The sequence below is a fragment of the Microbaculum mangrovi genome (assembly GCF_051390635.1).
In the GTDB taxonomy this organism is placed as follows: Bacteria; Pseudomonadota; Alphaproteobacteria; order Rhizobiales; family Tepidamorphaceae; genus Microbaculum.
Map to the genome: position 1 here is coordinate 889629 of NZ_JBPODT010000002.1, position 25388 is coordinate 915016.

A 25388-nucleotide genomic window follows, 5' to 3' on the forward strand; every position below is an offset into this window, starting at 1 on the left:
GGCCGCCAATACGGAGGCGATTTCCATGAAGGTAACCTGGTTCGGCCACTCGGCCTTCCGTGTCGAGACTGGCAACGCGGTCATCATGATCGACCCGTTCCTTAGCGGCAATCCGACCTGGGACGGCTCTGTGGAGGACGCGAGCAACGGCGCCACCCACGTGGTGCTCACACACGGTCACAGCGATCACATCGGCGATACCGTCGATATCTGCAAGGCGACGGGCGCGGTGCTGATCGCCAATTTCGAGATTTGCATGTATCTGGCGGCCAAGGGCGTCGAGAATTTCAGCCCCGGCAACCATGGCGGCACGCAGTCCTTCGACGATTTCGACGTCTCCTTCGTGCAGGCTTGGCATTCCTCCTCGGAGATCGAGGATGGCGGCAGGCCGCTCTACCTCGGCAATCCGGCCGGCGTCGTCGTTGCCTCGAAGGTGGAGCAGGGCAAGGTCCTCTACCACATGGGCGACACGGACATCTTCTCCGACATGGGCCTGATCAACGAGATCTACGGACCGACCGTCGGCATCGTTCCGATCGGCGACCGCTTCACCATGGGCGCGAAGCTCGCCGCGATGGCCTGCCGGAAGTTCTTCGGGTTCGACACGATCATCCCCTGCCACTACGGCACCTTCCCGATCATCGACCAGACGGCCGACAAGTTTGTCGCCGAGGCGGCGGGGCTGAACGTGGTGGTGCCGGATCGGGGCATCGCCGTCGACCTATAGGTCCGGGGATCGGCCCGCGCCCCGTGTGCAAGGCGTCGGGTTGCCGGGCCGCCCGCGCCGGTGATATAGCCGGCGCGACCTTTCTCCTGTTTGTCCATCGGAAGCTGTCCCATGTCGGTCGACATCGACACCGTGAAGCGCATCGCGCGACTGGCCCGCATCGCCGTGAGCGAGGAGGAGGCCCAGGGCCTCCAGGGCGAGCTCAACTCGATCCTCGGCTGGGTGGAGCAACTGGGCGAGCTCGACGTCGACGATGTCGAGCCGATGACCTCCGTCGTCCAGGTTGCGATGAAGAAGCGCGAGGACGCGGTGACCGACGGCGGCATCGCCGCGGACATCGTCGCAAACGCGCCGGAAACCGAGGACAACTATTTCGTCGTGCCCAAGGTCGTCGAGTAGGACGCCTGCGGGGCTTCTTGAAGAACACCGCTGAACCGCTGACCACGCACTGACGACCATGACCGATCTCACCGAACTGACTATTGCCGAAGCCCGTGACGGCCTGAAGGCGAAGACATTCTCCGCCGTCGAGCTGACCGACGCCTATCTGAAGGCGATGGAGGCGGCGCGCGGCCTGAACGCCTATGTCGCCGAGACCCCTGAGATGGCGCGCGAGATGGCGGCCGGTTCCGACGCCCGCATTGCCACGGGCGAGGCGCGGCCGCTGGAAGGCATTCCGCTGGGCATCAAGGACCTGTTCTGCACCGAGGGCGTGCACAGCCAGGCCGGCAGCCACGTGCTCGACGGCTTCAAGCCGCACTACGAATCGACCGTCACCGCCAACCTTTGGGCCGATGGCGCGGTCATGCTCGGCAAGCTCAACATGGACGAGTTCGCCATGGGCTCGTCCAACGAGACCTCCTACTACGGCCCAGTGATCAGCCCGTGGCGGTCGAATGCCAACAACGCCGATCTGGTGCCCGGCGGCTCGTCCGGCGGCTCGGCCGCGGCCGTCGCCGCGCGGCTCTGCGCCGGCGCCACGGCCACCGATACCGGCGGCTCGATCCGTCAGCCGGCCGCCTTCACCGGCACGGTCGGCATCAAGCCGACCTACGGACGCTGCTCGCGCTGGGGGACGGTCGCCTTTGCGTCCTCGCTGGACCAGGCCGGACCGCTCGCCCGCGATGTCCGCGACGCGGCAATCATGCTGAAGTCGATGGCCTCGGTCGATCCGAAGGACACCACGTCCGTCGATATCGAGGTGCCGGACTACGAGGCGGCGATCGGCAAGTCGGTCAAGGGCATGCGCATCGGCATCCCGAAGGAGTACCGAATCGACGGCATGCCCGCCGAGATCGAGGAGATGTGGCAGAAGGGCGCCGCCTGGCTGAAGGACGCCGGTGCCGAGCTCGTCGATATCTCGCTGCCGCACACGAAGTACGCGCTGCCGGCCTATTACATCGTGGCGCCGGCCGAGGCCTCGTCCAATCTCGCCCGATACGACGGCGTGCGCTACGGCCTGCGCGTCGAGGGCGAGGACGTTATCGACATGTACGAGAAGTCCCGGTCCGCGGGCTTCGGCGCCGAGGTGAAGCGCCGTGTGCTGATCGGCACATACGTGCTGTCGGCGGGCTACTACGACGCCTATTACCTGCGTGCTCAGAAGGTCCGCACCCTCATCAAGCGCGATTTCGAGACCGTCTTTGCCGAGGGAATCGACACGATCCTGACGCCGGCAACGCCGTCCGCCGCCTTCGGCGTCGCGGCGATGTCGACGGCCTCGCCGATCGAGATGTACCTGAACGATGTGTTCACCGTGACGGTCAACATGGCCGGCCTGCCGGGCATTGCCGTTCCCTCCGGCCTCAATGCCGAAGGGTTGCCGCTGGGGCTGCAGCTGATCGGTCGTCCCTTCGACGAATCGACCCTGTTTCAGGCCGCCAAGGTCATCGAGGATGCCGCCGGCTCGTTCGCGCCGAAGCGCTGGTGGGCCTGAGTTCCGGACCGCTCACGCGGTTTGTCGGGGCGGGACGCCGAGCACTCTGCGTCCGGTTAGCCTTGATATCGGCTCAATGAGCGCTTAATCACGGGCGCCGAACGGTGGTTTGCGTGTTTGTTTGCGCCGAAGAGCGCAGACGGGCAGGCGGCGCCGAATTTTTGTCGGCCCGGACGGGCCCGCCGATTGTACGGCGTCGAGAAAAGAAAGCGCGGGCGGATCTGAATGTCCGACATTTTTCGCGAAGTCGAGGAAGAAGTCCGCCGGGAACAGGCCAAGGAGCTCTGGGACCGGTTCGGGGGCTATGTGATCGGTGTTGCCGTCCTGATCGTCGTGGTCACGGCGGGCTGGCGCGGCTGGGAATGGTATTCCGCCCAGCAGGCGGCGCAGGCCGGTGCCGAGTACTACGAGGCGATGCAGCTTGCCGATGATGGCAAGTCCGAAGAAGCCCAGGCCGCATTCGAGGCGATCGCCAAGAAAGGCGGCGGCTTCGGCACGCTTGCCCGTCTGCGTGCCGCGGCTGGCAAGGCGACGGCAGGCGACGCGCAGGGCGCGCTCGCCGATTACGACGCCATCTCTTCCAATTCGGCTCTCCCGATTGATCTGCGCAACGTTGCCCGCGTGCGCGCCGCCTATCTCCAGCTCGAAGCCAACGATCGTGCCGGCGTCGAGCAGCGCGTCGGTCAGATGGCCGTGGAAGGCAATCCGTGGCGGGCGTCGGCGCGGGAACTTCTCGGCCTTGCCGCCTATCAGGCCGGCGACTACGAGGTCGCGACCCAGCGCTTCGAGGAACTTCTCGGCGACAATGAAACACCGCAGGAGATGCGCGCTCGCGCTCAGTTGATGATCGCGCTGCTCGCCGCCGACCGTACGCCGGCGCCGACTGCGGCCGACCCTGCGGCCGACCCTGCGGCCGACCCTGCGGCCGAAGCTGCGACGCCTGCGGCCGAAGCTGCGACGGACGCTCAGTGATGGCGGTATTTCGCACGCGATCTACGCGGGTTCTGCCGGCGGTCCTTCTGGTCGGGGCATTCGCATTGTCGGCCTGCGACAGCGCGCCGTCGCTTGAAGATCTCAGCCTCGTCGCCAATCCCTTCGCGGAGAAGGAGAAGCGTCTCCCGGGTGAGCGTCGCGCCGTGATCCAGTCCACCGACGGTCTGGAGGTCGACGAAGCCGCTGCCGCGACGCCGGTCAGCGTGCCGGCCGCCCAGGACATTGGCGACTGGTCGCAGCCCGGCGGCAACGCCGCCAACGCGCCCGGCAACGTCGCCGTCGGCAGCGGCGGGGCCACCTGGGCGGCTTCGGTCGCCAAGGTCAATCGCAAGGGACGCCTGTCTTCGCGACCGATCGTCTATCGCGGCCTCGTCATCGTCATGGACCAGATGGCCAACGTCGCGGCCTATAACCTGAACGGTGGCGGCCGCGGTTGGTCGGTTTCGCTGCGGCCCGAAAAGGAAGACAGCCCGAGCTTCAATGGCGGGGTCGCCGCGGAGGGCGGTTTCGTCATCGCCGCGACCGGTTACGGCACCGTTGCCGGCATCAGCGCCAACGACGGCGGCATCCTCTGGTCGGTCGAGCTCGGCGCGCCCGCGCGCAGCGCCCCGACGATCGCCAACGGCAAGGCCTATGTCGTTTCCTCGGACAACATCGTCTACGCGATCGCCATCGATACGGGCGAGACCGTATGGACCTATTCGGGAATCGGCTCGTCGGCCGGCGTGCTGGGCAATGCGAGCCCGGCCGTCGTCGGCAATCAGGTGATCGTGCCCTATTCGTCCGGCGAGATACTCTCCTTCGACGCCGAGAGCGGCGAGCCGAAGTGGCTCGACGCGCTGACCGGCGCCAGCCGGTTCACCGCCGTCTCCGGCTTGACCGATGTCGCCGCGTCCCCGGTCGTCTACGACGGCTCGGTCTACGCCGTGTCCGTGTCGGGACGCATGATCGGCGTCAGCGTGAAGGACGGCAACCGCCTGTGGGCGCAAAACGTCGCCAGCGCCCATACGCCCGCGGTCGCCGGCAACGCCATCTTCGCGACGACGCTCGGCGGCGCCGTGGTGGCGCTGGACCGCAAGAACGGTGCGGTGCGCTGGATAAGCGACCTGACGCCGGAGACCGGAGACAAGAAAAAGAAGAAGAACGACGTGTTCAGCCTCGCCGGTCCGCTGCTGGCCGGCGGCCGGCTCTGGGTCGGCACCTCCGACGGGCGGATCGTCACGCTCGATCCCTCGAACGGTTCCGTCGTATCCGCCCAGACCGTCGGCAGTCCCGTTTACGTCAACCCGATCGCCGCGGGAGGCCGTATCCTGGTCCTCGACAATTCGGGCAAGCTCACCGCCTATAACTAGGCGAGCACGCGAATGGGCAGGGCGATGGCGCCTCCGTTACGGCCGATCAAGGTCGCGATCATCGGCCGCCCCAACGTGGGCAAGTCGACGCTGTTCAATCGGCTCGTCGGCCGCAAGATCGCGCTCGTCGACGATCGGCCTGGCGTAACCCGCGACCGTCGCGAGGGGACCGCCGAACTCGGCGATCTCCTGGTTACTCTTATCGATACCGCCGGTCTCGAGGAGGCCGATCCGGGAAGCCTGGAAGGCCGCATGCGCGCCCAGACCGAGCGTGCCGTCGACGAGGCCGACGTGGCCCTGTTCCTGATCGACGCCCGCGCCGGCCTGACCCCGACCGACCGCCATTTCGCCGACATGCTGCGCAAGACCGGCAAGCCGGTCGTCCTCGTCGCCAACAAGTACGAGGGCGCGGCGGGCGATCCCGGTTTCTACGAATCCTTCGAGCTCGGCTTCGGTGAGCCGGTGGCCTTTTCCGCCGAGCACGGTATCGGTCTCGCCGACCTGCACGAGGCCCTGCGGGCGCATCTGCCGGACGAGCGTCTGGACGACGAGGCCGAGGCGCCGGAGGAAGACGGTACGGTCCGCATCGCCGTCGTCGGACGGCCGAACGCGGGCAAGTCGACGCTGGTCAACCGGCTGATCGGCGAGGACCGCATGCTGACGGGCCCGGAAGCGGGTATTACCCGCGACGCGATCGCCGTCGACTGGGAGTGGAAGGGCCGTCCCGTCCGCCTCGTCGATACCGCCGGCCTGCGCCGCAAGGCGCGGGTACAGGAAAAGCTGGAGAAGCTGTCGGTCGGCGATGCGTTGCGCGCGATCCGGGCCGCCGAAGTGGTGATCCTCGTCGTCGACGAGCAGATGCCTTTCGAGAAGCAGGACCTGCAGATCGCCGATCTGGTGACCCGCGAGGGCCGGGCGCTGGTCATCGCCGTCAACAAGTGGGACCGTTGCGAGGAGCCCGACACGCGCGTCCGGGAATTGCGCGAGATGGCCGACCGCCTGCTGCCGCAGGTGCGCGGCATGCCGCTCGTCCCCGTCTCGGCGCTGACCGGCTATGGCCTGCCGAAGCTGATGCAGGCGGTGTTCAAGGTGCGCGAGCGCTGGGAGCGGCGCGTGTCGACGTCGGAGCTGAACCGCTGGTTCGCAGCCCTGATCGAGCACCATCCCCCGCCGGCGGTCGCAGGCCGCCGCATCAAGCTGCGTTACGTGACCCAGGGCGCGACCCGTCCGCCGACCTTCATCGCCTTCGGCACGCGCGTCGACGCGCTTCCCGAATCCTACCGGCGCTATCTGCTGAACGGCCTGCGCGAGGCCTTCGACCTCGTCGGCGTGCCCGTGCGCCTGTACCTGCGCAAGACCGAGAACCCGTACGAGAAGACCTAGCCGTCGATCGGCGCGGGGGGCTGCGGCTTGAGCCAGCTCTTGTGCGGGAAGCTGTAGATCAAACCGTTATGCGTCTGTCCGGGCAGCACCATCTCGACGATCAAGGGGGCGACGTCCTCGGGCTTCGGCAGGTCGGAAAGGTCCTGGCCGCGGTACAGCGCCTGCTGCATCCGGGTGAACACCCGGCCGGGCCCGAACAGGTTCACCTTGATGCCGAATTGCTCGACCTCGGCGGCATAGGTGCGCGCCAGAATCTCCAGCCCCGCTTTCGAGGCGGAATAGGCCGAGTGGTAGGGCGCGCCCATATGGGCGAGGCCCGACGTCACGAACACCGCACGGGCGGCGTCCGACTGGCGCATCAGCGGGTCGAGCGAGCGGATGAGCCGCCAGTTGGCGGTCAGATTGACGGCGATGGCCTCGTCCCAGTCCTTGGCGCGGATGTGGCCGACAGGCGTCAGCGCGCCGGCGATGCCGGCATTTCCAACCAGGATGTCGAGCTTGCCCCAGCGCTCGTGGATCGCCCCGCCGAGGCGGTCGATCGCGGCCATGTCGGCAAGCGAGACGGGCACAAGGGTGGCGCTCGATCCGGCTTTCCCGATCTCGTCGTCGAGCTCCTCGAGCGCGCCGGTGGTGCGGGCGATGGCAATGATGTGCGCGCCTTCGCGGGCGAGGGCGACGGCGACGGCGCGGCCGATGCCGCGCGACGCACCGGTGACGACCGCGATGCGGTTTTCCAGACGACGTTCCATGGCGTTGCGAACTATCCGGTTTCGGCCAGAAGCGAAAGGTGCTCGTCGCGTTCGGAGGCGCTCTTGTCGGTCAGCGTCGTCGGATAGTCGCCGGTGAAGCAGTGGTCGGTGTATTGCGGCTCGTCGGCGTCGCGATGGTTATGCCCCATGGCGCGATAGATGCCGTCGACCGACAGGAAGTCCAGCGTATCCGCCCCGATGAACTTGCACATCTCCTCCAGGCTCATCTGCGAGGCGAGCAGGTTTTCCTTTTCCGGCGTGTCGATGCCGTAATAGTCCGGATGGGTGATCGGCGGGCTGGCGATGCGCATATGCACCTCCTTTGCGCCCGCCTCGCGGATCATCTGCACGATGCGCGCCGAGGTCGTGCCGCGCACTAGGCTGTCGTCGATGAGGACGACGCGCTTGCCGGCGATCTGGCTGCGGTTGGCACTGTGCTTCAGGCGGACGCCGAGCGCGCGGATCTGCTGGGTCGGCTCGATGAAGGTGCGGCCGACATAATGGTTCCGGATGATTCCGAGCTCGAAGGGGATCCCCGAGGCCTGCGAATAGCCGATCGCCGCCGGCACGCCGGAATCGGGCACCGGCACCACCACATCGGCGGGTACGGGCCGATCGGTGGCCAGTTCCTGGCCCATGCGCTTGCGCACTTCGTAGACACTCTTGCCGCCGACGACCGAATCCGGCCGGGCGAAATAGATGTACTCGAAGATGCAGGGACGCACCTTCTGCGGCGGAAACGGCTTGTGCGATTCGATGCCGTCCTTCGAGATCACAACGACCTCGCCGTTCTCGACGTCGCGGACGTAGCGTGCGCCGATGATATCGAGCGCGCACGTTTCCGAAGCCAGGATCGGCGTGCCGTCGAGGTCGCCGAGAACGAGCGGACGAATGCCGAGCGGATCCCGCGCGCCGATCAGCTTCTTGTTGGTCAACGCGACCAGCGAATAGGCGCCTTCGATCTGGCGCAGGGCCTCGATGAACTTGTCGACGAGGCGCGGCTTCGTGCTGCGCGCGACGAGATGCAGGATCACCTCGGTGTCCGACGTCGACTGGCAGATCGCGCCGTCGCGGATGAGCTGGCGGCGCAGGGACAGCGCGTTGGTCAGGTTGCCGTTGTGGCAGACCGCGATGCCGCCGCCGGCCAGATCGGCGTAGAGCGGCTGGACGTTGCGCATGATCGTGTCGCCGGTGGTGGCGTAGCGGCAGTGTCCGATGGCGCCTTCGCCGGCAAGCCGATCGATCACCGAGGCCTTGGAGAAATGGTCGCCGACCAGCCCCATCCGCCGCTCGGAATGAAAGTGCCGGCCGTCGAAGGTGACGATTCCGGCCGCCTCCTGGCCGCGGTGCTGCAGGGCGTGCAGGCCGAGCGCGGTGAAGGCGGCGGCGTCGGAATGTCCGAAAACGCCGAAGACGCCGCATTTCTCACGAAGAAAATCGCCCTCGACGTCATTGTCTACGTCTCTCGGGGTGGTTTTTCGACCCTCGTCGGGGTGTGTCATCGGGTGCTCCGGGTCGGCTCCGCGCAGTCCGCGCGGAGCCGGGGACCATTACTGGTTGGCGCCGCGTGTACTGTCGAGCAACTGGTTGAGGCCCTGCCTCTCGGAGGGCTGGTAACTCTGATCGGTCTGGTCGCCGCTTCCTGTTGCGTCGTCGCCCTCGGGGGCTGGCGCTTCCTCGCCTGGACCGCCGCGATTGCGCAGCTTGTCGAGGATGGCCTTTTCCGGGTCCTCGGGCAGAAGCGCGATGATCGCATCGCCGGTCTGTTTCAGGATCGGCGCCGAACGGGCGTCACGGATCCAGTTTGGCTGGTTCTCGACCGGCACGAGCCAGACGAGGAACATATAGGCGATTACGACGAGAAGTAGACCCCTGAACAGCCCGAAAATGAATCCGAGCGTGCGGTCGAGCGCGCCGATCCGGCTGTCCAGGATGAAATCGGAGATGCGCATCGTGATGAAGGACACGACGATGAGCGTGATCACGAAGATGCCGACGGCGAGCGAGATGTCGGCCAGCCAGTTCGGCTCCACCATCGCCCGCACGTCCGCCTGGAAGCGCGGGAAGAAGTAGAGTGTCGCACCGGCGGCAACCACCCACGAGGCGATCGACAACACCTCGCGCGTCAGTCCGCGCACCATGGCGAGCAGCGCCGAGATCAGCATGATCGCTACGACAATAAAATCGAGCCCCGTAATCACCATTTTCGCGGGGAACCTCCGTTGCGCGAGCCGAGGTTAATTACGCCGTATTTCCTGTTGGCGCAAACGCATAGCGTCCAAAATCCCCAGCCGCGGCCTCAATCCTCGTCGCGTTTGGGCGCTTCCGCGGCGATCCGCGCCACTAGGCCGGCGAGCGAGTCGATCGGTTCGATCGGGATCGGTGGCGCGTCGCCGGCCTCGGCGGTATTGCCGGCGGGCGCTAATGCCTTGGAAAACCCGAGCTTTTGCGCCTCGCGCAACCGTGCCGAGGCATGCGCCACCGAGCGCACCGCCCCCGACAGACTGATCTCTCCGAAAAACACCGCGTCGGCGGGCAGCGGCGCCTGCGCCAGGGAAGAAACCAGTGCCGCGGCGGCGGCGAGATCTGCGGCCGGCTCGATGATTCGCAAACCGCCGGCGACGTTGAGATAGATGTCGTGCCCGCCGAGCTTCAGTCCGCAATGGGCGTCGAGCACGGCGAGCACCATCGAAAGCCGGCTCGAATCCCAGCCGACCACGGCGCGTCGCGGCGTGCCGAGCGGGGAGGGGGCGACAAGCGCCTGCATCTCCACCAGGAGCGGCCGCGTGCCTTCCATGCCGGCGAAAACCGCGGCTCCGGGACTTGCCGCGTCCCGGTCGCCGAGAAACAGGGCCGACGGGTTGGGGACCTCGATCAGGCCCTTGCCGGACATCTCGAAGACGCCGATCTCGTCCGTCGGACCGAATCGGTTCTTGACCGAACGAAGGATGCGGAACCGGTGCGCCCCGTCGCCCTCGAAGTAGAGCACCGCGTCGACCATGTGCTCGACCACGCGCGGACCGGCGATCTGGCCGTCCTTGGTGACGTGGCCGACGAGGATGACCGTCGTCCCGCTCCGCTTGGCGAAACGGATCAGGGCCTGGGCGGTCGCGCGGATCTGGGTGACGGTTCCCGGTGTCGAATCCACCGTTTCCGTCCACATGGTCTGGATCGAGTCGATGATCAGGACGTCCGGCGGCGTACCGGTCGAGACGGTCGCCAGGATATCCTCGATCCTCGTCTCCGCGGCGAGGGCGACGGCGGCCTCGCCGAGCGCCAGCCGATCGGCGCGAAGGCGGATCTGGCCGATCGCCTCTTCGCCCGAGACGTAGACGACGCGTCTTCCGGCCTCGGCGACGGCTGCCGCCGTCTGGATCAGCAGGGTCGACTTGCCGATGCCGGGATCGCCGCCGATCAGGATCGCCGATCCGCGCACGAAGCCGCCGCCGGTGACACGGTCCAGTTCCGCCATGCCGCTTGGCGTCCGCGGCGTATCTTCGGTGGTGCCGGCGAGCGGCTGCAGCTCGATGATCCGGCCCTTGCCGGGCTTCAGGCCCGGCGATGCGAGCGGCCCGCCGTCGGAGTCCTCGATCAGCGAGTTCCAGGTGCCGCAGGATTCACAGCGGCCGGCCCACTTCGAGCTGACCGTGCCGCAGGTCTGACAGACATATTGGGTGGTTCGCCGGGCCACCTCAGCCTTCCTTGACGATATGCCGGAAGCGGCGGCCCAGGTTCGTCAGAATCTCGTAACCGATGGTGCCGGCCTTGTCGGCGAGATCGTCGACGGTGAATCGATTTCCGAGAAGTTCGACGTAATCGCCTGTTTTGACGGCATTTTCGTCGAAATCGGTGATGTCGACGGCGATCATGTCCATGGAGACGCGGCCGACCACCGGCGCGGCCTGGCCGTTGATGGTGACCTCGGCGCCGGGCCGCCCGTCGACGGAGCCGCCGGCGCGAAGATAGCCGTCGGCATAGCCGGCCGACAGGATCGCGAGCCGGCTGTCGCGTGTCAGGCGTTCGGCCGCGCTGTAGCCGACCGGCGTGCCGGCGGCGGCCTCGCGGATACGGATGACTCGCGCCTCGACGGTGACGACGGGGCGCATGGGATTGGGGATGCCGCCGACGGCGCGGCCGCCGTAGATCGCCACGCCAGGGCGCACCAGGTCGAACCGGAAGTCCCCGCCGATGATCGTTCCCGCCGAATTGGCCAGCGATGCCGGGGCGTCGGGCAGGCGCTTGCGCAGGTCGGCGAACCGCCTCAGCTGCTCGCGGTTCAGCGGATGGTCCGGCGTGTCGGCACAGGCCAGATGGCTCATCACCAGGGCGAGGCGGAAATGATCGAAATGCGAGGGATCCTCGGCCAGCGCGTCGGCTTCCGCAGGCGTCAGGCCAAGCCGGGTCATGCCGGTATCGACATGGACGGCCGCGGGCAGCGCCTTGCCCCATTGCCGGCAATGGTCGGCCCAATGGTCGATTTCCTCAAGGCTGCCCAGGACCGGGCGAACGGAATAGTCTCGAAAAACGGACGCGGCGCCGTAGGCCAGGCCCTCCAGCACGTAGATTGTCGCATCCGGAACGGCCATGCGCACCCGACGCGCTTCCGACAGGATCGCCACGAAAAACGTCTTGCAGCCGGCCTCGGCCAGCGCGGGGACGACGCGTTCGATCCCGAGCCCGTAGGCGTCGGCCTTGACGACGGCGGCGGCTTCGGCGGGCTCCGCCCGCCCGGCCAGCGCCTTCCAGTTCGCTTTCAGCGCCGAAAGATCGATGGTGAGGCGGCCGGCGACCTCGAAATCCTGAAGATCGTCGGGAAAATCGTGCTTTCGGCCTGTCATTCGATCCGTTCCGGCAACCGCGCGTCGGCCGCCAGGTTCTCGAAGCGGGTGAATTCGGCCTGGAAGGACAGGTTCACCGTGCCGGTCGGACCGTGGCGCTGCTTGGCGATGATGACCTCGGCGAGCCCGTGCGCCAGCGCCATCTCGTCCTGCCAGGTCTCGAATTCCGGCGAGCCTTCGCGCGGCTTCTTGCCCTTGAGGTAGTACTCCTCGCGATAGACGAACATCACCACGTCGGCGTCCTGTTCGATCGAGCCGGACTCACGAAGGTCGGCGAGCTGCGGGCGCTTGTCCTCGCGCGATTCGACCTGACGCGACAGCTGCGACAGCGCCAGGATCGGCACGTTCAGTTCCTTGGCCAGCGCTTTGAGGCCCGTGGTGATTTCGGTGATTTCCTGCACGCGGCTGTCCTGCGAACGCCGGCTCGACCCCTGCAGCAGCTGCAGGTAGTCGATCACCAGCATGTCGAGCCCCTTCTGCCGCTTGAGCCGGCGGGCGCGGGCGGCGAGCTGGGCGATCGACAGGCCGCCGGTGGCGTCGATGTAGAACGGGATCGCCTGAAGCTGCGTCGCGACGTCCACCAGCCGGTCGAATTCCTCGCGGGTGGTCTTGCCGCGCCGGATTGTCTCGGAGGCCACCGCCGCCTGCTCGGAAATAATACGGGTGGCGAGCTGCTCGGGCGACATTTCCAGCGAGAAGAAGCCGACGATGCCGCCGTCGAGGGTCTCGATCCGCCCGTCCGGCAGCGTCTGGGCCTTGTAGCGGGCGGCGATATGGAAGGCGATGTTGGTCGCCAGCGCGGTCTTGCCCATGGCGGGGCGGCCGGCCAGGATGACCAGGTCGGAGGGCTGCAGACCGCCGAGGGTGTCGTCGAGGTCGCGCAGGCCCGATGAGATGCCGGACAGGTGCCCGTCGCGCTGATAGGCCTTGCTGGCCATATCGATGGCGTCCTTGAGCGCCTCGGCGAAACGCAGGAAACCGGACCCGTACTTGCCGGTCTCCGCGAGTTCGAACAGCCGCTGCTCCGTCTGCGCGATCTGCTGGGCCGGCGGCATGTCGACGGGCGCGTCGTAGGCCAGGTTGACCATGTCCTCGCCGATCGAGATCAGTCGCCGGCGGGTCGCGAGTTCGTATATCGTGCGCCCGTAGTCCTCGGCGTTGATGACCGTGGTCGCGGCGGCGGCGAGGCGCGCGAGATACTGGGTGACAGGGACCTCGCCGATCGGCTCGTCGCGTTCCAGGAAGGTCTTCAGCGTCACCGGCGTCGCGGTCTTGTTGCCGCGAATCAGCTGGCTGATGACGTCGAAGATGCGCTGGTGCACCGTCTCGAAGAAATGCTCCGGCGCCAGGAAATCCGAGACCCGGTAGAACGCTTCGTTGTTGACGAGGATCGCGCCCAGCAGCGCCTGTTCGGCCTCGATGTTGTGCGGGGCCGCGCGGTATTCACTGTCTTGCCGCTCGTCGAGCGGGCGGGGGAGGGCCTGGATCGTCATGGTTTCGTTAGTTGCACGATTCGAGGGGCGCTGGCCTGCCCGAATCAGCGTGCACGTCACGCCAAGGCTAGCGCATTCCCGCTATTCAGTTTGTTAACAGATTCTTAAATGGATTCGGGTCGCCACTTGACGACTCACTCGGCTGCTTCCTTGCGGGGAATCAGCGCGCCGTCGCGCTTGCGCAGGGCCGCTTCCGCATTGCCGATATAGCCGCGTGTCAGCGGAACGGTCTCCAGCTTCCTGGAGAGCTGGATCTGGAAGTTCATCATGCCCTGATTGCGGAACGAGATTTCCGATCCGGCCAGGTAGAATTCCCACATCCGGCAGAAGCGCTCGTCATAGAGGCCGGCCGCCTTCTCGCAATTGGCCAGGAAGCGGCGGCGCCACTCCTTCAGCGTCTCGGCGTAGTGCAGCCGCAGGATCTCGATGTCGGTGACGAACAGGCCGGTCTTCTCGATCACCGGCAGCACCTCCGACAGGGAGGGGATGTAGCCGCCGGGGAATATGTACTTCTGGATCCACGAGTTGGTCTCGCCGGGCGGGCCGAAGCGGCCGATTGAGTGCAGCACCATGATGCCGTCGTCGGTGAGCAGATCGCGCACCTTCTCGAAGTACTCCTGATAGTGGCCGACGCCGACATGTTCGAACATGCCCACCGAGACGATCCGGTCGAACTTGCCGTCGAGCGTGCGGTAGTCCTGAAGGCGGAAATCGACGCAGTTGTCCATCTCCATCTTTTCGGCGCGCGACCGGCTCAGCGCATGCTGTTCTTCGCTGAGTGTGACGCCGACGACGGAGACCGGATGGGTCTCGGCGATATAGAGGCCGAGACCGCCCCAGCCGGAGCCGATGTCGAGCACGCGCTGGCCCTTCTCGATCTGCATCTTGGCGGCCAGGTGCCGCTTCTTGGCGAGCTGGGCCTGCTCCAGCGTGGCCGTCGGGCTCTCGAAATAGGCGCAGGAATATTGCCTGTCGGAATCGAGGAACAGGTCGTACATGCGCCCGTCCAGATCGTAGTGATGGGCGACGTTGTCCTTGGCCCTGCCGATCGGATTGAACTGGCGGACGCGGCGGGTGAGATAGCGGTAGACGCGCTCGGCGATGATCCACCACGGCAGGTGCGTGGGATCGTCGCGGCGCAGGACTATGTCGAGGAAATCGTAGATCGAGCCTTTTTCGACGACGAAAGTGCCGTCCATGTAGGCTTCGCCTAGCTTCAGCTCGGGATTGGAAACAACCGCCCGTTCCACCGCCGCCGTCGTGAAGCGAACATGGACGGGTTCGCCCGTGCCGTCCCCGTAAACCCGGGTGACGCCCTTGTGATCCGTGACGTGCAGGTCACCTTCCCTGGCGACCTTCGACAGAACGTAGTGAAGCAGACCGTTCATTTCCCCCGGTCAACCCGATCCAGACTGCGACGCTGATCGAAATTAAAACATCAAGCGGCGGTCGGGTTCAATCGGGTGAATAGGGGTGACGGCCGGAAATTTCCGGCCGTCGTAATACCGGTGTTCAGGATTTTTCGGCGTCCGCGTCCTCGGCGGCGTCCGTTTCGGCGGACTCTTCCGACTCGGCCTCAGTACCTTCCTCGAAGAACTCTTCGGCTTCGGCCTCTAACTCTTCTTCTTCCTCTGCCTCGATCGTCACGTCCTCGCCGCGCGCCTGACGCTCGGCTTCCTCTCCGGAGCGGGCCGCATTGACGACGACGGTTGCGTCGACTTCCGGATGCAGGCGTACCGGGACCTCGGTCAGGCCCAGGGTCTTGATCGGTGCATTAAGAACGACCTGGCCGCGGGTGACCGAGAATCCGGCTTCGGTCAGCGCATCGGCGATATCGCGGCTCGACACCGAACCGTACAGCTGGCCGCGCTCGCTGGCCTGACGGATCAGCACGACGGCAAAGCCGTTCATCTTCGAGGCGACGGACTCGGCTTCCGACTTGAGCTCGAGGTTACGGGCCTCGAGCTGGGCGCGCTGCTGGTCGAAAAGCTGGCGGTTGGTCTCGGTGGCGCGCAGCGCCTTTTTCTGCGGCAACAGGAAATTGCGCGCGAAACCGTCGCGCACGCGCACGATGTCGCCCATCTGGCCGAGTTTGGCTATGCGTTCGAGAAGGATGACTTCCATCACTTTTACTCCCGGAATGGATTAGTGGATCCTGGTTCCGGCAGGACGCATGCCGATCGGCCGCTGGCACTCGGGTGCCCGAAACGCGCGATCGGCAAGTCCGGTACGATGGTCTTCGTCATCGTCTCAGCTGTCCCGCCGGTTCGGCGGTTAGAGCCGGCTATTCGATGGAATGCCGACCCAACCAGAAGCGCCGCGGACATGGCCCGCGGCGCGGCGAAATCGATACTTATTTCACGATATAGGGCAGAAGGCCCAGGAAACGGGCGCGCTTGATCGCCTTGGCGAGTTCACGCTGCTTCTTCTGCGACACCGCCGTGATGCGGCTCGGAACGATCTTGCCGCGCTCCGAGATGTAGCGCTGCAGCAGCTTCACGTCCTTGTAGTCGATCTTCGGCGAGTCGGCGCCGGAGAACGGGCAGGTCTTGCGACGGCGGTGGAACGGTCGGCGGACCGGCAGCTGTGCGATATTCGGAATGGACATTATTCTTTACCCCCCTCGCTGGCGGACCCTTCGCTGGCTCGCGGACGGCGATCGCCCCGGTCACCGCGGTCACCTCTGTCGCCCCGGTCGCCTCTGTCACCGCGGTCGCCTCTGTCACCACGGTCGAACCGGTCGCGCGGTCCGCGGCGGTCGTCGCGATCGCGGCGGGCCAGGATTGCCGACTGGCCTTCCTCGTGCTCTTCGACGCGGATGGTCATGAAACGAAGGATGTCGTCGCTGATGCGCATCTGACGCTCCATCTCGGCCACCGCGGCGTGCGGGGCTTCGATGTTCATGAGCGAATAATGCGCCTTCCGGTTCTTCTTGATCCGGAACGACAGGGGGCGGACGCCCCAATATTCCGTCTTTGCGATCGATCCGCCATTCTGTTCGATGACGGTCTTGTACTGTTCGGTCAGCGCCTCGACCTGCTGCGCCGACACGTCCTGGCGGGCCAGGAACACGTGCTCGTAGAGTGGCATTGTAACTTGCCTTTCCGTTTCACCGATGGTCGCCTTCGGCGCAAAGCCTCTTCGAAGCCTTAAAGGAAAGGCGTTCGAAACAAGGTCTCGAGAGCGGAGACACGGGAAGTCGGACAACGCGCCCTGCCGGTCTTGAAAGCCAGCCTTCCGTTCAGCCTCCGGCCAAAGCACGACCGGAACGGCGCTGATATACTCGATCGGTCCGAAAACGCAAGCATAACGGTGCATGCCGGTCCCGCGCGGATCCCTGCCGGCGATCGAAACCGCGCCAGCCTGAAAGCGGCGCTGTCAGGTGTTTTTCTCTGGCTATAAACCCACGGGGGTATACACAGCTACGCGGCGGCACGTCTTGACATACCGGCCGCCAGCGTGTCTGTGCGGGCCGCAATCCGGCGAGACGTGCCGGCACGAGGTATTTCAGGCAAGCGAGATGACTACGGCATTCGTGTTTCCGGGGCAGGGCAGTCAGGCTGTCGGCATGGGCAAGGCCCTGGCCGACGCCTATCCGGCCGCGCGTGCCGTATTCGAAGAGGTCGACGAGGCGCTCGGCGAAAAGCTGTCGGCGGTGATCTGGGACGGCCCGGAAGACCGTCTGACGCTTACCGAGAATGCCCAGCCGGCGCTGATGGCCGTCTCGATGGCCGTCGTCCGGGCTTTGGAAGCCGAAGGAATCGCGGTCGGGTCGGCGGCGCGTTTCGTCGCGGGCCATTCGCTCGGCGAATACTCCGCTCTGGCCGCCGCAGGGGCGCTGACCCTTTCCGACACCGCAAAGTTGCTACGGACCCGCGGCAAGGCGATGCAGGCCGCCGTTCCGGTCGGCGAGGGCGCCATGGCCGCGTTGCTCGGCCTGGACTACCAGGCGGCGCTCGAAGTGGCGCAGGAGGCGGCGCAGGGCGAGGTCTGCCAGGCCGCCAACGACAACGCTCCCGGTCAGGTCGTGGTCAGCGGCGCGAAGGCCGCGGTCGAACGCGCCTGTGAAATCGCGACCGCCAGGGGCGCGATGAAGGCGATCATGCTGCCGGTAAGCGCCCCGTTCCATTGCGCGATGATGGCGCCGGCCGCCGAGGTGATGCAGGCGGCATTGGCCGAAACCGCGGTGAAGGCTCCGGTCGTGCCGGTGGTCGCCAACGTCGTCGCGGGTCCCGTATCCGACCCCGACGAGATCCGCAGGCGGCTCGTCGAGCAGGTCACCGGCACGGTCCGCTGGCGCGAATGCGTCGAGTGGATGGCCGGGCAAGGCGTGACCGACTTCAAGGAAGTCGGTGCCGGCAGGGTGCTGACGGGCCTGACGCGCCGCATCGACCGTTCGCTCAAAGGCGCCGCCGTGGGCGCCCCGGACGACATCGCGGCGTATCTCGCCTCGCGATCCTGACGGCCGGAAGCGCAGGGCGCCGCCGTCATCATTTGGAGGTTACATGTTTGATTTGACGGGAAAGACAGCGCTCGTGACGGGCGCGACCGGTGGCATTGGTGGAGCCGTTGCCCGCACCCTTCATGCTCAGGGCGCGACGGTCGCCATCTCGGGAACGCGGCAGGAAGCGCTCGACGCGCTCGTCGCCGATCTCGGCGAGCGGGTTCACCCCGTCGTCTGCAATCTCCAGGACGCCGAAGCGGTCGACGGCCTCGTCGGCAGGGCCGAGGAGGCGATTGGCGACCTCGATATTCTCGTCAACAACGCCGGAATCACCCGCGACAACATCTTCATGCGCATGAAGGACGAGGAATGGGACACGGTTCTGGCGGTGAACCTGACTGCGGCCTTCCGGCTCACGCGCGCCGCGGTGAAGGGCATGATGCGTCGTCGGTCCGGGCGAATCATCGGCATCACCTCGGTCGTCGGCGTCACCGGCAATCCCGGTCAGGGCAACTACGCCGCGGCGAAGGCGGGCATGATCGGCATGTCCAAGTCCCTCGCCCAGGAAGTCGCTTCCCGCGGCATTACAGTTAATTGCGTCGCTCCCGGCTTCATCGAGACGGCGATGACCGACGCACTCAACGAGAAGCAGCGCGAGGCTGTTCTCGGCCGGGTTCCGGCCGGGCGTCTCGGCACCTCTGACGACATCGCCGCTGCGGTCCTCTATCTGGCCAGCGACGAGGCGGCATATGTGACAGGGCAAACCCTCCATGTGAACGGAGGAATGGCAATGATCTGAATGCGTTCGCCGCCGATCCCCAACAGGCTGGATCGAGGCGGGCGAATTCTGGTCAATATCGGGAAAGTGTGTTACTAGCCGCGAGCCTCGGGTATCGGCCGCACGGTCGAGAACCCGGACAGAATACGGATGCGGCATCCGAAGGAGGCTTGGTCCGCCTTGCGCCCTTCCCGATAATCTGAACGGCACTAGTGTAAACGATATTTGCTATCGGGGATGACAGGATGAGCGACATTGCAGAACGTGTGAAGAAGATCGTCGTCGAGCACCTCGGCGTTGAGGCGGACAAAGTCACCGAAAACGCCAGCTTTATCGACGATCTTGGCGCCGACAGCCTTGATACGGTCGAGCTCGTGATGGCCTTCGAGGAAGAGTTCGGCTGCGAGATTCCGGACGATGCCGCCGAGACCATCCTCACGGTCGGCGACGCGGTAAAGTTTCTCGAGAAGAACGCGTCGTGACATCGGGCGGGACAATCGGTTCATGGTCCGTTTGTCCCGCGCCGCTTGCCAGTCAGTGAAGCATAATCCGGATCGTCCTAGATGAGGCGTGTGGTCATTACCGGCCTCGGCATGGTTACGCCGTTGGGCTGTGGCGTGGAGCCTACCTGGAATCGGCTGCTTGCCGGCGAGAGCGGCGCGAGCAAGGTCGAGGATTTCGACGTCTCCGACATTGCCTGCAAGATCGCCTGCCGCATTCCGCGCGGCGACGGCACCGACGGCACCTACAATCCGGACGACTGGATGGAGCCGAAGGAGCAGCGCAAGGTCGACGACTTCATCATCTTCGCGATGGCGGCCGCCCAGCAGGCGCTCAACGATGCCGACTGGCATCCCGAATCCTATGAGGATCAGACCCGCTCCGGCGTGCTGATCGGATCAGGAATCGGCGGACTGTCCGGCATCGCCGCCGGTGCCAAGCAGCTCGAGGAGAGAGGCGCGCGGCGTTTGAGCCCGTTCTTCATTCCTGGCCGACTGATCAATCTGGCGTCGGGCTATATTTCGATCCGCCACGGCCTCAAGGGCCCCAACCACGCGGTCGTGACCGCCTGCTCGACGGGCGCGCACGCGGTCGGCGACGCCTCGCGCATGATCATGCTGGGCGATGCCGACGTCATGGTCGCCGGCGGTACCGAAGGCGGCGTGTGCCGGCTGGCCTTGGCGGGCTTCGCGTCCTGCCGGGCGCTCTCGACCGCCTTCAACGATGATCCCAAGCGCGCCTCGCGGCCATATGATCGCGATCGTGACGGCTTCGTCATGGGCGAGGGAGCCGGCGTCGTCGTGCTCGAATCGCTGGAGCACGCCCAGGCGCGCGGCGCCCATATCTATGCCGAGGTGATCGGCTACGGCATGTCCGGCGACGCCTACCATATCACCGCGCCTTCGGAGGACGGAGACGGCGCCTACCGCTGCATGCAGGCGGCGGTGAAGCGGGCCGGCATCGACGTTTCCGAGATCGACTACGTCAACGCGCACGGCACGTCGACGCCGTTGGGCGACGAGATCGAGCTGGGCGCGCTGTCCCGCCTCGTCGGCAATGCCGCGGGCCGCATTTCGATGTCGTCGACGAAGTCGGCGATCGGCCACCTGCTCGGTGCCGCGGGCGCCGTCGAGACGATCTTCTCGGCATTGGCGATTCGCGACAACGTGGCCCCGCCGACGCTCAACCTCGACAATCCCTCCGTGGACACGCCGATTGATCTCGTGCCGCACACCGCGCGCAAGCGTGAGATCAATACGGTCCTGTCGAATTCCTTCGGATTCGGCGGCACCAACGCATCTTTGATTCTCCGTCGCCTCAACGGCTGATCGCACGCGTTCTGTTGGCGGCGAAGCGTTCCACCGTTTCGCCGCAATCCGCAATACCATCAGGGGTGGTTTTCCGTGCGCGGGATATTCAGGAGTCGTAAGGTGACCGAGGGCCATTCCGAAGAGCCGGTCGACGGACACCGGGTTTCGCCGCGCAGTCCGCGCGAAGCCTTGCAGCCCGAACCGGCGCCGCCGCCGCCGGCCGCCTCGCGACGCGCCAAGAACAAGTTCGTCGTCATGGCGAGCGGCATCTTCACGTTCCTCATGCTCCTGGTCATCGGTCTCGGCGCTGTGCTGTTCATCGGCAAGTACCAGTTCGACACGGCCGGCCCCCTCGATACGGCGGTGCATGTCAACGTCCAGCGCGGCAAGGGCGTGCGCGAGATCGCCCAGCAGCTCCAGCGCGAAGGCGTGATCGAGCAGGCCTGGGTGTTCGTCGGTGGCATTTTCCTGAACAAGGCGCAGGATGACCTCAAGGCAGGCGAATACGTGATCCCCGAGCATGCCAGCATGCGCCAGGTCATGGACATTCTGGTCGAGGGCAAGGCGATCCTGCATCAGGTGACGATCCCGGAGGGCTATACCAGCGAGCAGATCGTCGCCAAGCTGAACGCCGATGCGATCCTGATCGGCGAGATCGACGAAGTCCCCGCCGAGGGAACGCTGCTGCCGGAGACCTACAGTTTCGACCGCGGCACCAGCCGGGCGCAGATGATCGAGCGGATGAAGCGTGCCCGCGAGCGCGTGCTCGAGGAGATCTGGAACCGCCGCGTCGACGAACTGCCGGTCTCGACCCCCGAGGAGCTGGTGGTGCTGGCCTCGATCGTCGAGAAGGAAACGGGCAAGGCCGACGAGCGCCCGCGCGTTGCCGGCGTGTTCATCAACCGCCTGAACAAGGGCATGCGGCTGCAGTCGGACCCGACGATTCTCTACGGCCTCTACGGCGGCAAGGCGTTCTTCGAGCCGCGCACCATCACCCGCAGCGAACTCGATGCGCCGAACGCCTACAATACCTATCAGATCAACGGCCTGCCGCCGACGGCGATCGCCAATCCGGGCCGCGCCGCGCTCGAGTCCGTGGCCAATCCCTCGCGCACCGACGAGCTGTATTTCGTCGCCGACGGCACCGGCGGCCATACTTTCGCGGCGAGCCTCGAAGAGCATAACCGCAACGTCTCGAAGTGGCGGCAGCTGGAGAAGCAGCGCCGCGAGCGTTCCGCCGCCGAGGCCGAGGAAGCCGCCAGGCTCGAAGCCGAGCGCGAGGCCGCCGAGGAAGGCAAGGGCGGCACGTCGCTCAAGGGGCTCAATCTCAACGTGAACTGATCGCGCGCCGCCGGCCTCGGCTTGTCGCTGTGGCGGAGGCCGGATAAGTTCGCGCCGAACCGGCGGGAACCGCGTTTTCCGCTTTTCCTAGACCGTCGATCCGGAAAGAAAAAATGGCGCTCGCGAGCATGACCGGCTTCGCCCGGGTCGAAGGCACCTTCGGTGATTACCGCTGGCACTGGGAGATCCGCTCCGTCAACGGCCGCGGCCTCGATCTGCGCCTGCGCCTGCCGCAGGGCTTCGACCGCCTGGAGCCGGCGTTGCGCGAGCGGGCACAGAAGCGCCTGTCGCGCGGCTCGTTGTCCGTTAACCTGCAGATGCACCGGGCCCAGGCCGCGGGTACGGTCCGGATCAACACCGACGCGCTGGACGCGGTTCTCGCCGCCTGCGAGACGCTGACCGCGACAGGCAAGGTCGAAATGCCGCGCGCCGACGGGCTGCTGGCGCTCAAGGGGGTCGTCGAGACCGAGGACCAGATCGAGGACGAGGAGACGCGGGCCGCGCTCGACAAGGCTCTGCTTGAGACCTTCGGCGACGCCCTGGGCCATCTCGTCGAGATGCGGCAGAGCGAAGGCGCCCATCTGGCCATCGTCCTGGCGGCGCGCATGGACGAGATCGAGGCCCTGGCCGGCGAGGCCGGCGCCAATCCGTCCAGGACGCCGGAAGCGATCGAAAAGCGGCTCGCCGACCAGGTCCGGACGCTGCTCGAATCGGCCCCGGCGCTGGATCCGCAGCGCCTGCACCAGGAAGCGGTCCTGCTTGCCACCAAGGCAGATATCCGCGAGGAGCTGGACCGCCTGAATGCCCATGTAGAGGGCGTGCGGGCCTTGCTCTCGGGGACCGGCGCGGTCGGGCGCAAGCTTGAATTCCTCGCCCAGGAATTCAACCGCGAGGCCAACACGATCTGCTCGAAGTCGAACGACGTGGCGCTGACGCGGGTCGGGCTCGAGCTGAAGTCGGTCGTCGATCAACTGCGTGAACAGGTTCAGAATGTCGAGTGAGATGCCAAAGGGCGGGTCGCTGAAACGCCGCGGCCTGATATTGATCCTGTCCTCGCCGTCGGGGGCCGGAAAGACGTCGATCTCGCGCTCTCTCCTCGGCGAAGAGAACAAATCGGACCAGTCCATCCATCTGTCCGTGTCGGTGACGACCCGCAAGCGCCGGCCGAGCGAGGTCGACGGCGTCCACTACAATTTCGTCTCCACCCGACAGTTCGAGTCGATGCGCGACCACGACGATCTGCTGGAATGGGCGGAGGTGCACGGCAACTACTACGGCACCCCGCGCGAACCGGTCGAGAATGCGCTGAGCGAAGGCAAGGACGTCCTGTTCGACATCGACTGGCAGGGAACGCGTCAGGTCCTCGAAAGGATGCGCGCCGATACCGTCGCCGTGTTCGTCCTGCCGCCGACCGCCGCCGAGCAGCGCACACGGTTGGAGCGGCGCGCCGAGGACGACAGCGAGGTCATTGCCCGTCGCCTCGCCAATGCGCGCGACGAGATTACGCACTGGACCGAATACGACTACGTGCTCGTCAACAACGATCTCGACGAGAGCGTCGCCAAGGCGCGCGCCATCCTGAACGCCGAGCGCTGCCGCCGCGAACGCCTCGTGGACCTTCCCGACTTCATCGCGACGCTCGACCGCGACCTCGCCGCCGAAACCGGCTAGGCGGACGCGGCGAAGGCGCGCGTCAGCGCTAGGAAGTCGTCGACCGGTATGTCTTCGGCACGACTCGTCGGATCGATTCCGGCTGCCTCCAGCAGGGTTTCGGGGTGCGCGGCGAGGCTTTTCAGGCTCGACCGCAGCATCTTGCGCCGCTGGCCGAAGGCGGCCGCCGTCACCCGCTCCAGGTCCTTGAACCGGATTCCCTCAGGCATTTCCTTGGGCTCGATACGCACGACGCTCGACGTGATCTTTGGCGGCGGCGTGAAGGCGCGCCGGTCGACGTCGAACAGAATGCGGGCGCTTGAACGCCATTGCGACAGGATTGACAGCCGCCCGTAGGTCTTCGATCCGGGCGCGGCGACGATCCGCTCGGCGACCTCGCGCTGGAACATCAACGTCAGCGAGTCCCACCACGGCGGCCAGGCATCGGTACCGAGCCAGCCGACGAGCAGAACCGTGGAGATGTTGTAGGGCAGGTTGGCGACGATCCGGGCCGGCCGCTCAATGCGTTCACCGAGATCGAGTTTCGTCGCGTCGGCGGCGACGATTTCGAGCCGTCCCGGAAACGCGGCAGCCAGGTCCTCCAGAGCCGCGATGCAGCGATCGTCCTTCTCGATGGCGACGACCTTCCGCGCGCCCTCCAGCAGCAGTGCGCGGGTCAGGCCGCCCGGTCCCGGGCCGACCTCGGCGACCGTCACGCCATGGAGGGCGCCGGATGTCCGGGCGATACGGCGGGTCAGGTTGATGTCGAGCAGGAAGTTCTGGCCGAGCGACTTGCGCGCCGCGAGCCCGTGGCCGGCGATGACCTCGCGCAGGGGAGGCAGGTCCGGCGGCAGGTCGGGCTCGTCCGGCATCACGGCCGCGCGGACATGCGCCACGCCATCCGTATCGCGGCGACGAAGCTCGACGGATTGGCCTTTCCGGTGCCGGCGAGAGAGAGTGCCGTGCCGTGATCCGGCGATGTGCGCACGAACGGGAGACCGAGCGTCACGTTCACCGCGTCGTCGAAGGCGATCGTCTTGATCGGGATCAGCGCCTGGTCGTGATACATGCAGATGGCCGCGTCGTAGCTGCGTCTGGCGCTCGCGTGGAACAGGGTATCGGCCGCCTGCGGCCCGTGCGCGCCGATGCCTTCGGCGACGAGTGCCGCCACCGCGGGCGCGACGACGTCGCGATCTTCCGTTCCGATCCGGCCGCCTTCGCCTGCATGGGGGTTGAGTCCGGCGACGGCGAGGCGCGGGGCGGCGATACCGAATTTCGCGGTCAGTTCCCTGGCGACGATCCGCGACGTCTCTACGATCAAATCCTCGGTGAGCAGCCGCGATACGTCGGCGATCGGCACATGGACGGTGACTGGCACGACGCGCAGCTCGTCCGAGGCGATCATCATCACCGGATAGGCGTCGAGGCCCCGACGGCGGGCCAGATCGCCGAGGAACTCGGTATGGCCGGGAAACGCAAAGCCGGCATCGTAGAGCGTTTCCTTCTGCACCGGGGCCGTGACGACCCCGCAGGCCCGGCCGTCGATCACGTCGGTGACGGCGCGCTCGATCGCCTCGAGAACGGCAGGTGCGTCCTCAGTCGACGGATTGCCGGGTGTCCCGGCGCGGACGCGGCTTTCGAGCCGCATAACGGGTATCCCTTCGCCGAAGGCCGCGTCGACCTCGTCGGGGCATTCAACTGTGATGACGGGAACGGGAACACCGGCGGATTTCAGGCGTGAGGACAGGAAGTCCGGATCCGCGAGGCAGTAGAACGGGCAGGGCGGGCCAGCCCGCAGGGCTAGCCAGGAAAGACCGATGAGCTCCGGACCGACACCGGCCGGCTCGCCCATCGTCACAACGAGCGGATCGCGGGACATCTGTTGAGGCCCGC

General features: G+C 66.2%; 25 protein-coding genes. 13 read left to right on the plus strand and 12 right to left on the minus strand.

Translation table 11 applies throughout. The annotated features are described in order from the left end of the window. Positions 1-25: 25 nt before the first annotated feature. The 6 genes from ACSF9G_RS10635 to der all read left to right on the plus strand — a co-directional run bounded on the left by ACSF9G_RS10635 (position 26) and on the right by der (position 6391). Positions 26-727 (plus strand): metal-dependent hydrolase, encoded by a 702-nt coding sequence (locus ACSF9G_RS10635; protein WP_436641303.1) that lies wholly within the window; start codon positions 26-28, stop codon positions 725-727. A gap of 111 nt (positions 728-838) precedes the next feature. After that, on the plus strand, positions 839-1126 hold the full coding sequence (gene gatC / locus ACSF9G_RS10640; protein WP_436641305.1) for an Asp-tRNA(Asn)/Glu-tRNA(Gln) amidotransferase subunit GatC: 288 nt from the start codon (positions 839-841) through the stop codon (positions 1124-1126). A gap of 58 nt (positions 1127-1184) precedes the next feature. Further along, entirely contained in the window at positions 1185-2663 is a 1479-nt protein-coding gene (gatA, locus tag ACSF9G_RS10645) for an Asp-tRNA(Asn)/Glu-tRNA(Gln) amidotransferase subunit GatA (protein ID WP_436641307.1), read from the plus strand. 225 nt (positions 2664-2888) lie between these two features. Next, on the plus strand, positions 2889-3635 hold the full coding sequence (locus tag ACSF9G_RS10650; protein ID WP_436641309.1) for a tetratricopeptide repeat protein: 747 nt from the start codon (positions 2889-2891) through the stop codon (positions 3633-3635). After that, positions 3635-5008 carry an outer membrane protein assembly factor BamB family protein gene (locus tag ACSF9G_RS10655; protein WP_436641311.1) on the plus strand — a complete coding sequence of 458 codons (1374 nt, stop codon included), beginning with the start codon at positions 3635-3637 and terminating at the stop codon, positions 5006-5008. Before ACSF9G_RS10650 ends, ACSF9G_RS10655 begins: the two co-directional genes overlap by 1 nt. A 24-nt stretch (positions 5009-5032) precedes the next feature. After that, positions 5033-6391 (plus strand): ribosome biogenesis GTPase Der, encoded by a 1359-nt coding sequence (der, locus tag ACSF9G_RS10660; protein ID WP_436641313.1) that lies wholly within the window; start codon positions 5033-5035, stop codon positions 6389-6391. Here the strand turns inward: der and ACSF9G_RS10665 are convergent. The 10 genes from ACSF9G_RS10665 to rpsF form a co-directional block, all read right to left on the minus strand. Continuing rightward, on the minus strand, positions 6388-7140 hold the full coding sequence (locus ACSF9G_RS10665; protein WP_436641315.1) for an SDR family NAD(P)-dependent oxidoreductase: 753 nt from the start codon (positions 7138-7140) through the stop codon (positions 6388-6390). The genes der and ACSF9G_RS10665 overlap by 4 nt on opposite strands. A gap of 11 nt (positions 7141-7151) precedes the next feature. After that, complete coding sequence (purF, locus tag ACSF9G_RS10670; RefSeq protein WP_436641317.1) at positions 7152-8642, minus strand: amidophosphoribosyltransferase; 1491 nt, start codon at positions 8640-8642, stop codon at positions 7152-7154. A gap of 48 nt (positions 8643-8690) precedes the next feature. Then, the gene (locus ACSF9G_RS10675; RefSeq protein WP_436641319.1) at positions 8691-9344 is read right to left on the minus strand and encodes a CvpA family protein; all 654 of its coding nucleotides are present in this window, start codon (positions 9342-9344) and stop codon (positions 8691-8693) included. A gap of 95 nt (positions 9345-9439) precedes the next feature. Next, a complete protein-coding gene (radA, locus tag ACSF9G_RS10680; protein WP_436641321.1) occupies positions 9440-10831 on the minus strand; it encodes a DNA repair protein RadA in 1392 nt (463 codons plus the stop codon). A 1-nt stretch (position 10832) separates the two neighbouring features. After that, positions 10833-11978 (minus strand): alanine racemase, encoded by a 1146-nt coding sequence (alr, locus tag ACSF9G_RS10685; RefSeq protein WP_436641323.1) that lies wholly within the window; start codon positions 11976-11978, stop codon positions 10833-10835. Then, positions 11975-13471 carry a replicative DNA helicase gene (locus tag ACSF9G_RS10690; protein ID WP_436641325.1) on the minus strand — a complete coding sequence of 499 codons (1497 nt, stop codon included), beginning with the start codon at positions 13469-13471 and terminating at the stop codon, positions 11975-11977. The genes alr and ACSF9G_RS10690 overlap by 4 nt, the downstream gene beginning before the upstream one ends. A gap of 134 nt (positions 13472-13605) precedes the next feature. Continuing rightward, entirely contained in the window at positions 13606-14859 is a 1254-nt protein-coding gene (locus tag ACSF9G_RS10695; protein WP_436641328.1) for a cyclopropane fatty acid synthase, read from the minus strand. A gap of 124 nt (positions 14860-14983) precedes the next feature. Beyond that, a complete protein-coding gene (rplI, locus tag ACSF9G_RS10700) occupies positions 14984-15595 on the minus strand; it encodes a 50S ribosomal protein L9 (RefSeq protein WP_436641330.1) in 612 nt (203 codons plus the stop codon). Positions 15596-15824: 229 nt separating this feature from the next. Then, complete coding sequence (gene rpsR, locus ACSF9G_RS10705) at positions 15825-16079, minus strand: 30S ribosomal protein S18 (RefSeq protein WP_436641332.1); 255 nt, start codon at positions 16077-16079, stop codon at positions 15825-15827. Next, a complete protein-coding gene (rpsF, locus tag ACSF9G_RS10710) occupies positions 16079-16561 on the minus strand; it encodes a 30S ribosomal protein S6 (RefSeq protein WP_436641334.1) in 483 nt (160 codons plus the stop codon). Before rpsF ends, rpsR begins: the two co-directional genes overlap by 1 nt. Before the next feature lie 430 nt (positions 16562-16991). Here rpsF and fabD point away from each other — a divergent pair, with 430 nt between their 5' ends. The 7 genes from fabD (at position 16992) to gmk (ending at position 23516) form a co-directional block, all read left to right on the plus strand. Then, positions 16992-17933, plus strand: a complete 942-nt coding sequence (fabD, locus tag ACSF9G_RS10715) for an ACP S-malonyltransferase (protein WP_436641337.1) — start codon at positions 16992-16994, stop codon at positions 17931-17933. Positions 17934-17976: 43 nt separating this feature from the next. After that, positions 17977-18714: a 3-oxoacyl-[acyl-carrier-protein] reductase gene (fabG, locus tag ACSF9G_RS10720; RefSeq protein ID WP_436641339.1), complete on the plus strand. Its 738-nt coding sequence runs from the start codon at positions 17977-17979 to the stop codon at positions 18712-18714. Between the two features lie 224 nt (positions 18715-18938). Beyond that, positions 18939-19175, plus strand: a complete 237-nt coding sequence (locus tag ACSF9G_RS10725) for an acyl carrier protein (protein WP_132806146.1) — start codon at positions 18939-18941, stop codon at positions 19173-19175. A gap of 81 nt (positions 19176-19256) precedes the next feature. Further along, positions 19257-20522: a beta-ketoacyl-ACP synthase II gene (gene fabF / locus ACSF9G_RS10730; protein WP_436641341.1), complete on the plus strand. Its 1266-nt coding sequence runs from the start codon at positions 19257-19259 to the stop codon at positions 20520-20522. Positions 20523-20624: 102 nt separating this feature from the next. Next, a complete protein-coding gene (gene mltG / locus ACSF9G_RS10735) occupies positions 20625-21845 on the plus strand; it encodes an endolytic transglycosylase MltG (protein ID WP_436641343.1) in 1221 nt (406 codons plus the stop codon). 113 nt (positions 21846-21958) lie between these two features. Further along, complete coding sequence (locus ACSF9G_RS10740) at positions 21959-22846, plus strand: YicC/YloC family endoribonuclease (protein ID WP_436641345.1); 888 nt, start codon at positions 21959-21961, stop codon at positions 22844-22846. After that, on the plus strand, positions 22836-23516 hold the full coding sequence (gene gmk / locus ACSF9G_RS10745; protein WP_436641347.1) for a guanylate kinase: 681 nt from the start codon (positions 22836-22838) through the stop codon (positions 23514-23516). Before ACSF9G_RS10740 ends, gmk begins: the two co-directional genes overlap by 11 nt. Here gmk and rsmA read toward each other — a convergent pair. Together rsmA and pdxA are read right to left on the minus strand one after the other, a co-directional pair. After that, positions 23513-24367, minus strand: a complete 855-nt coding sequence (gene rsmA / locus ACSF9G_RS10750) for a 16S rRNA (adenine(1518)-N(6)/adenine(1519)-N(6))-dimethyltransferase RsmA (protein ID WP_436642118.1) — start codon at positions 24365-24367, stop codon at positions 23513-23515. The genes gmk and rsmA overlap by 4 nt on opposite strands. Further along, a complete protein-coding gene (gene pdxA / locus ACSF9G_RS10755) occupies positions 24367-25374 on the minus strand; it encodes a 4-hydroxythreonine-4-phosphate dehydrogenase PdxA (RefSeq protein WP_436641349.1) in 1008 nt (335 codons plus the stop codon). Before pdxA ends, rsmA begins: the two co-directional genes overlap by 1 nt. Between the last annotated feature and the right edge of the window lie 14 nt (positions 25375-25388).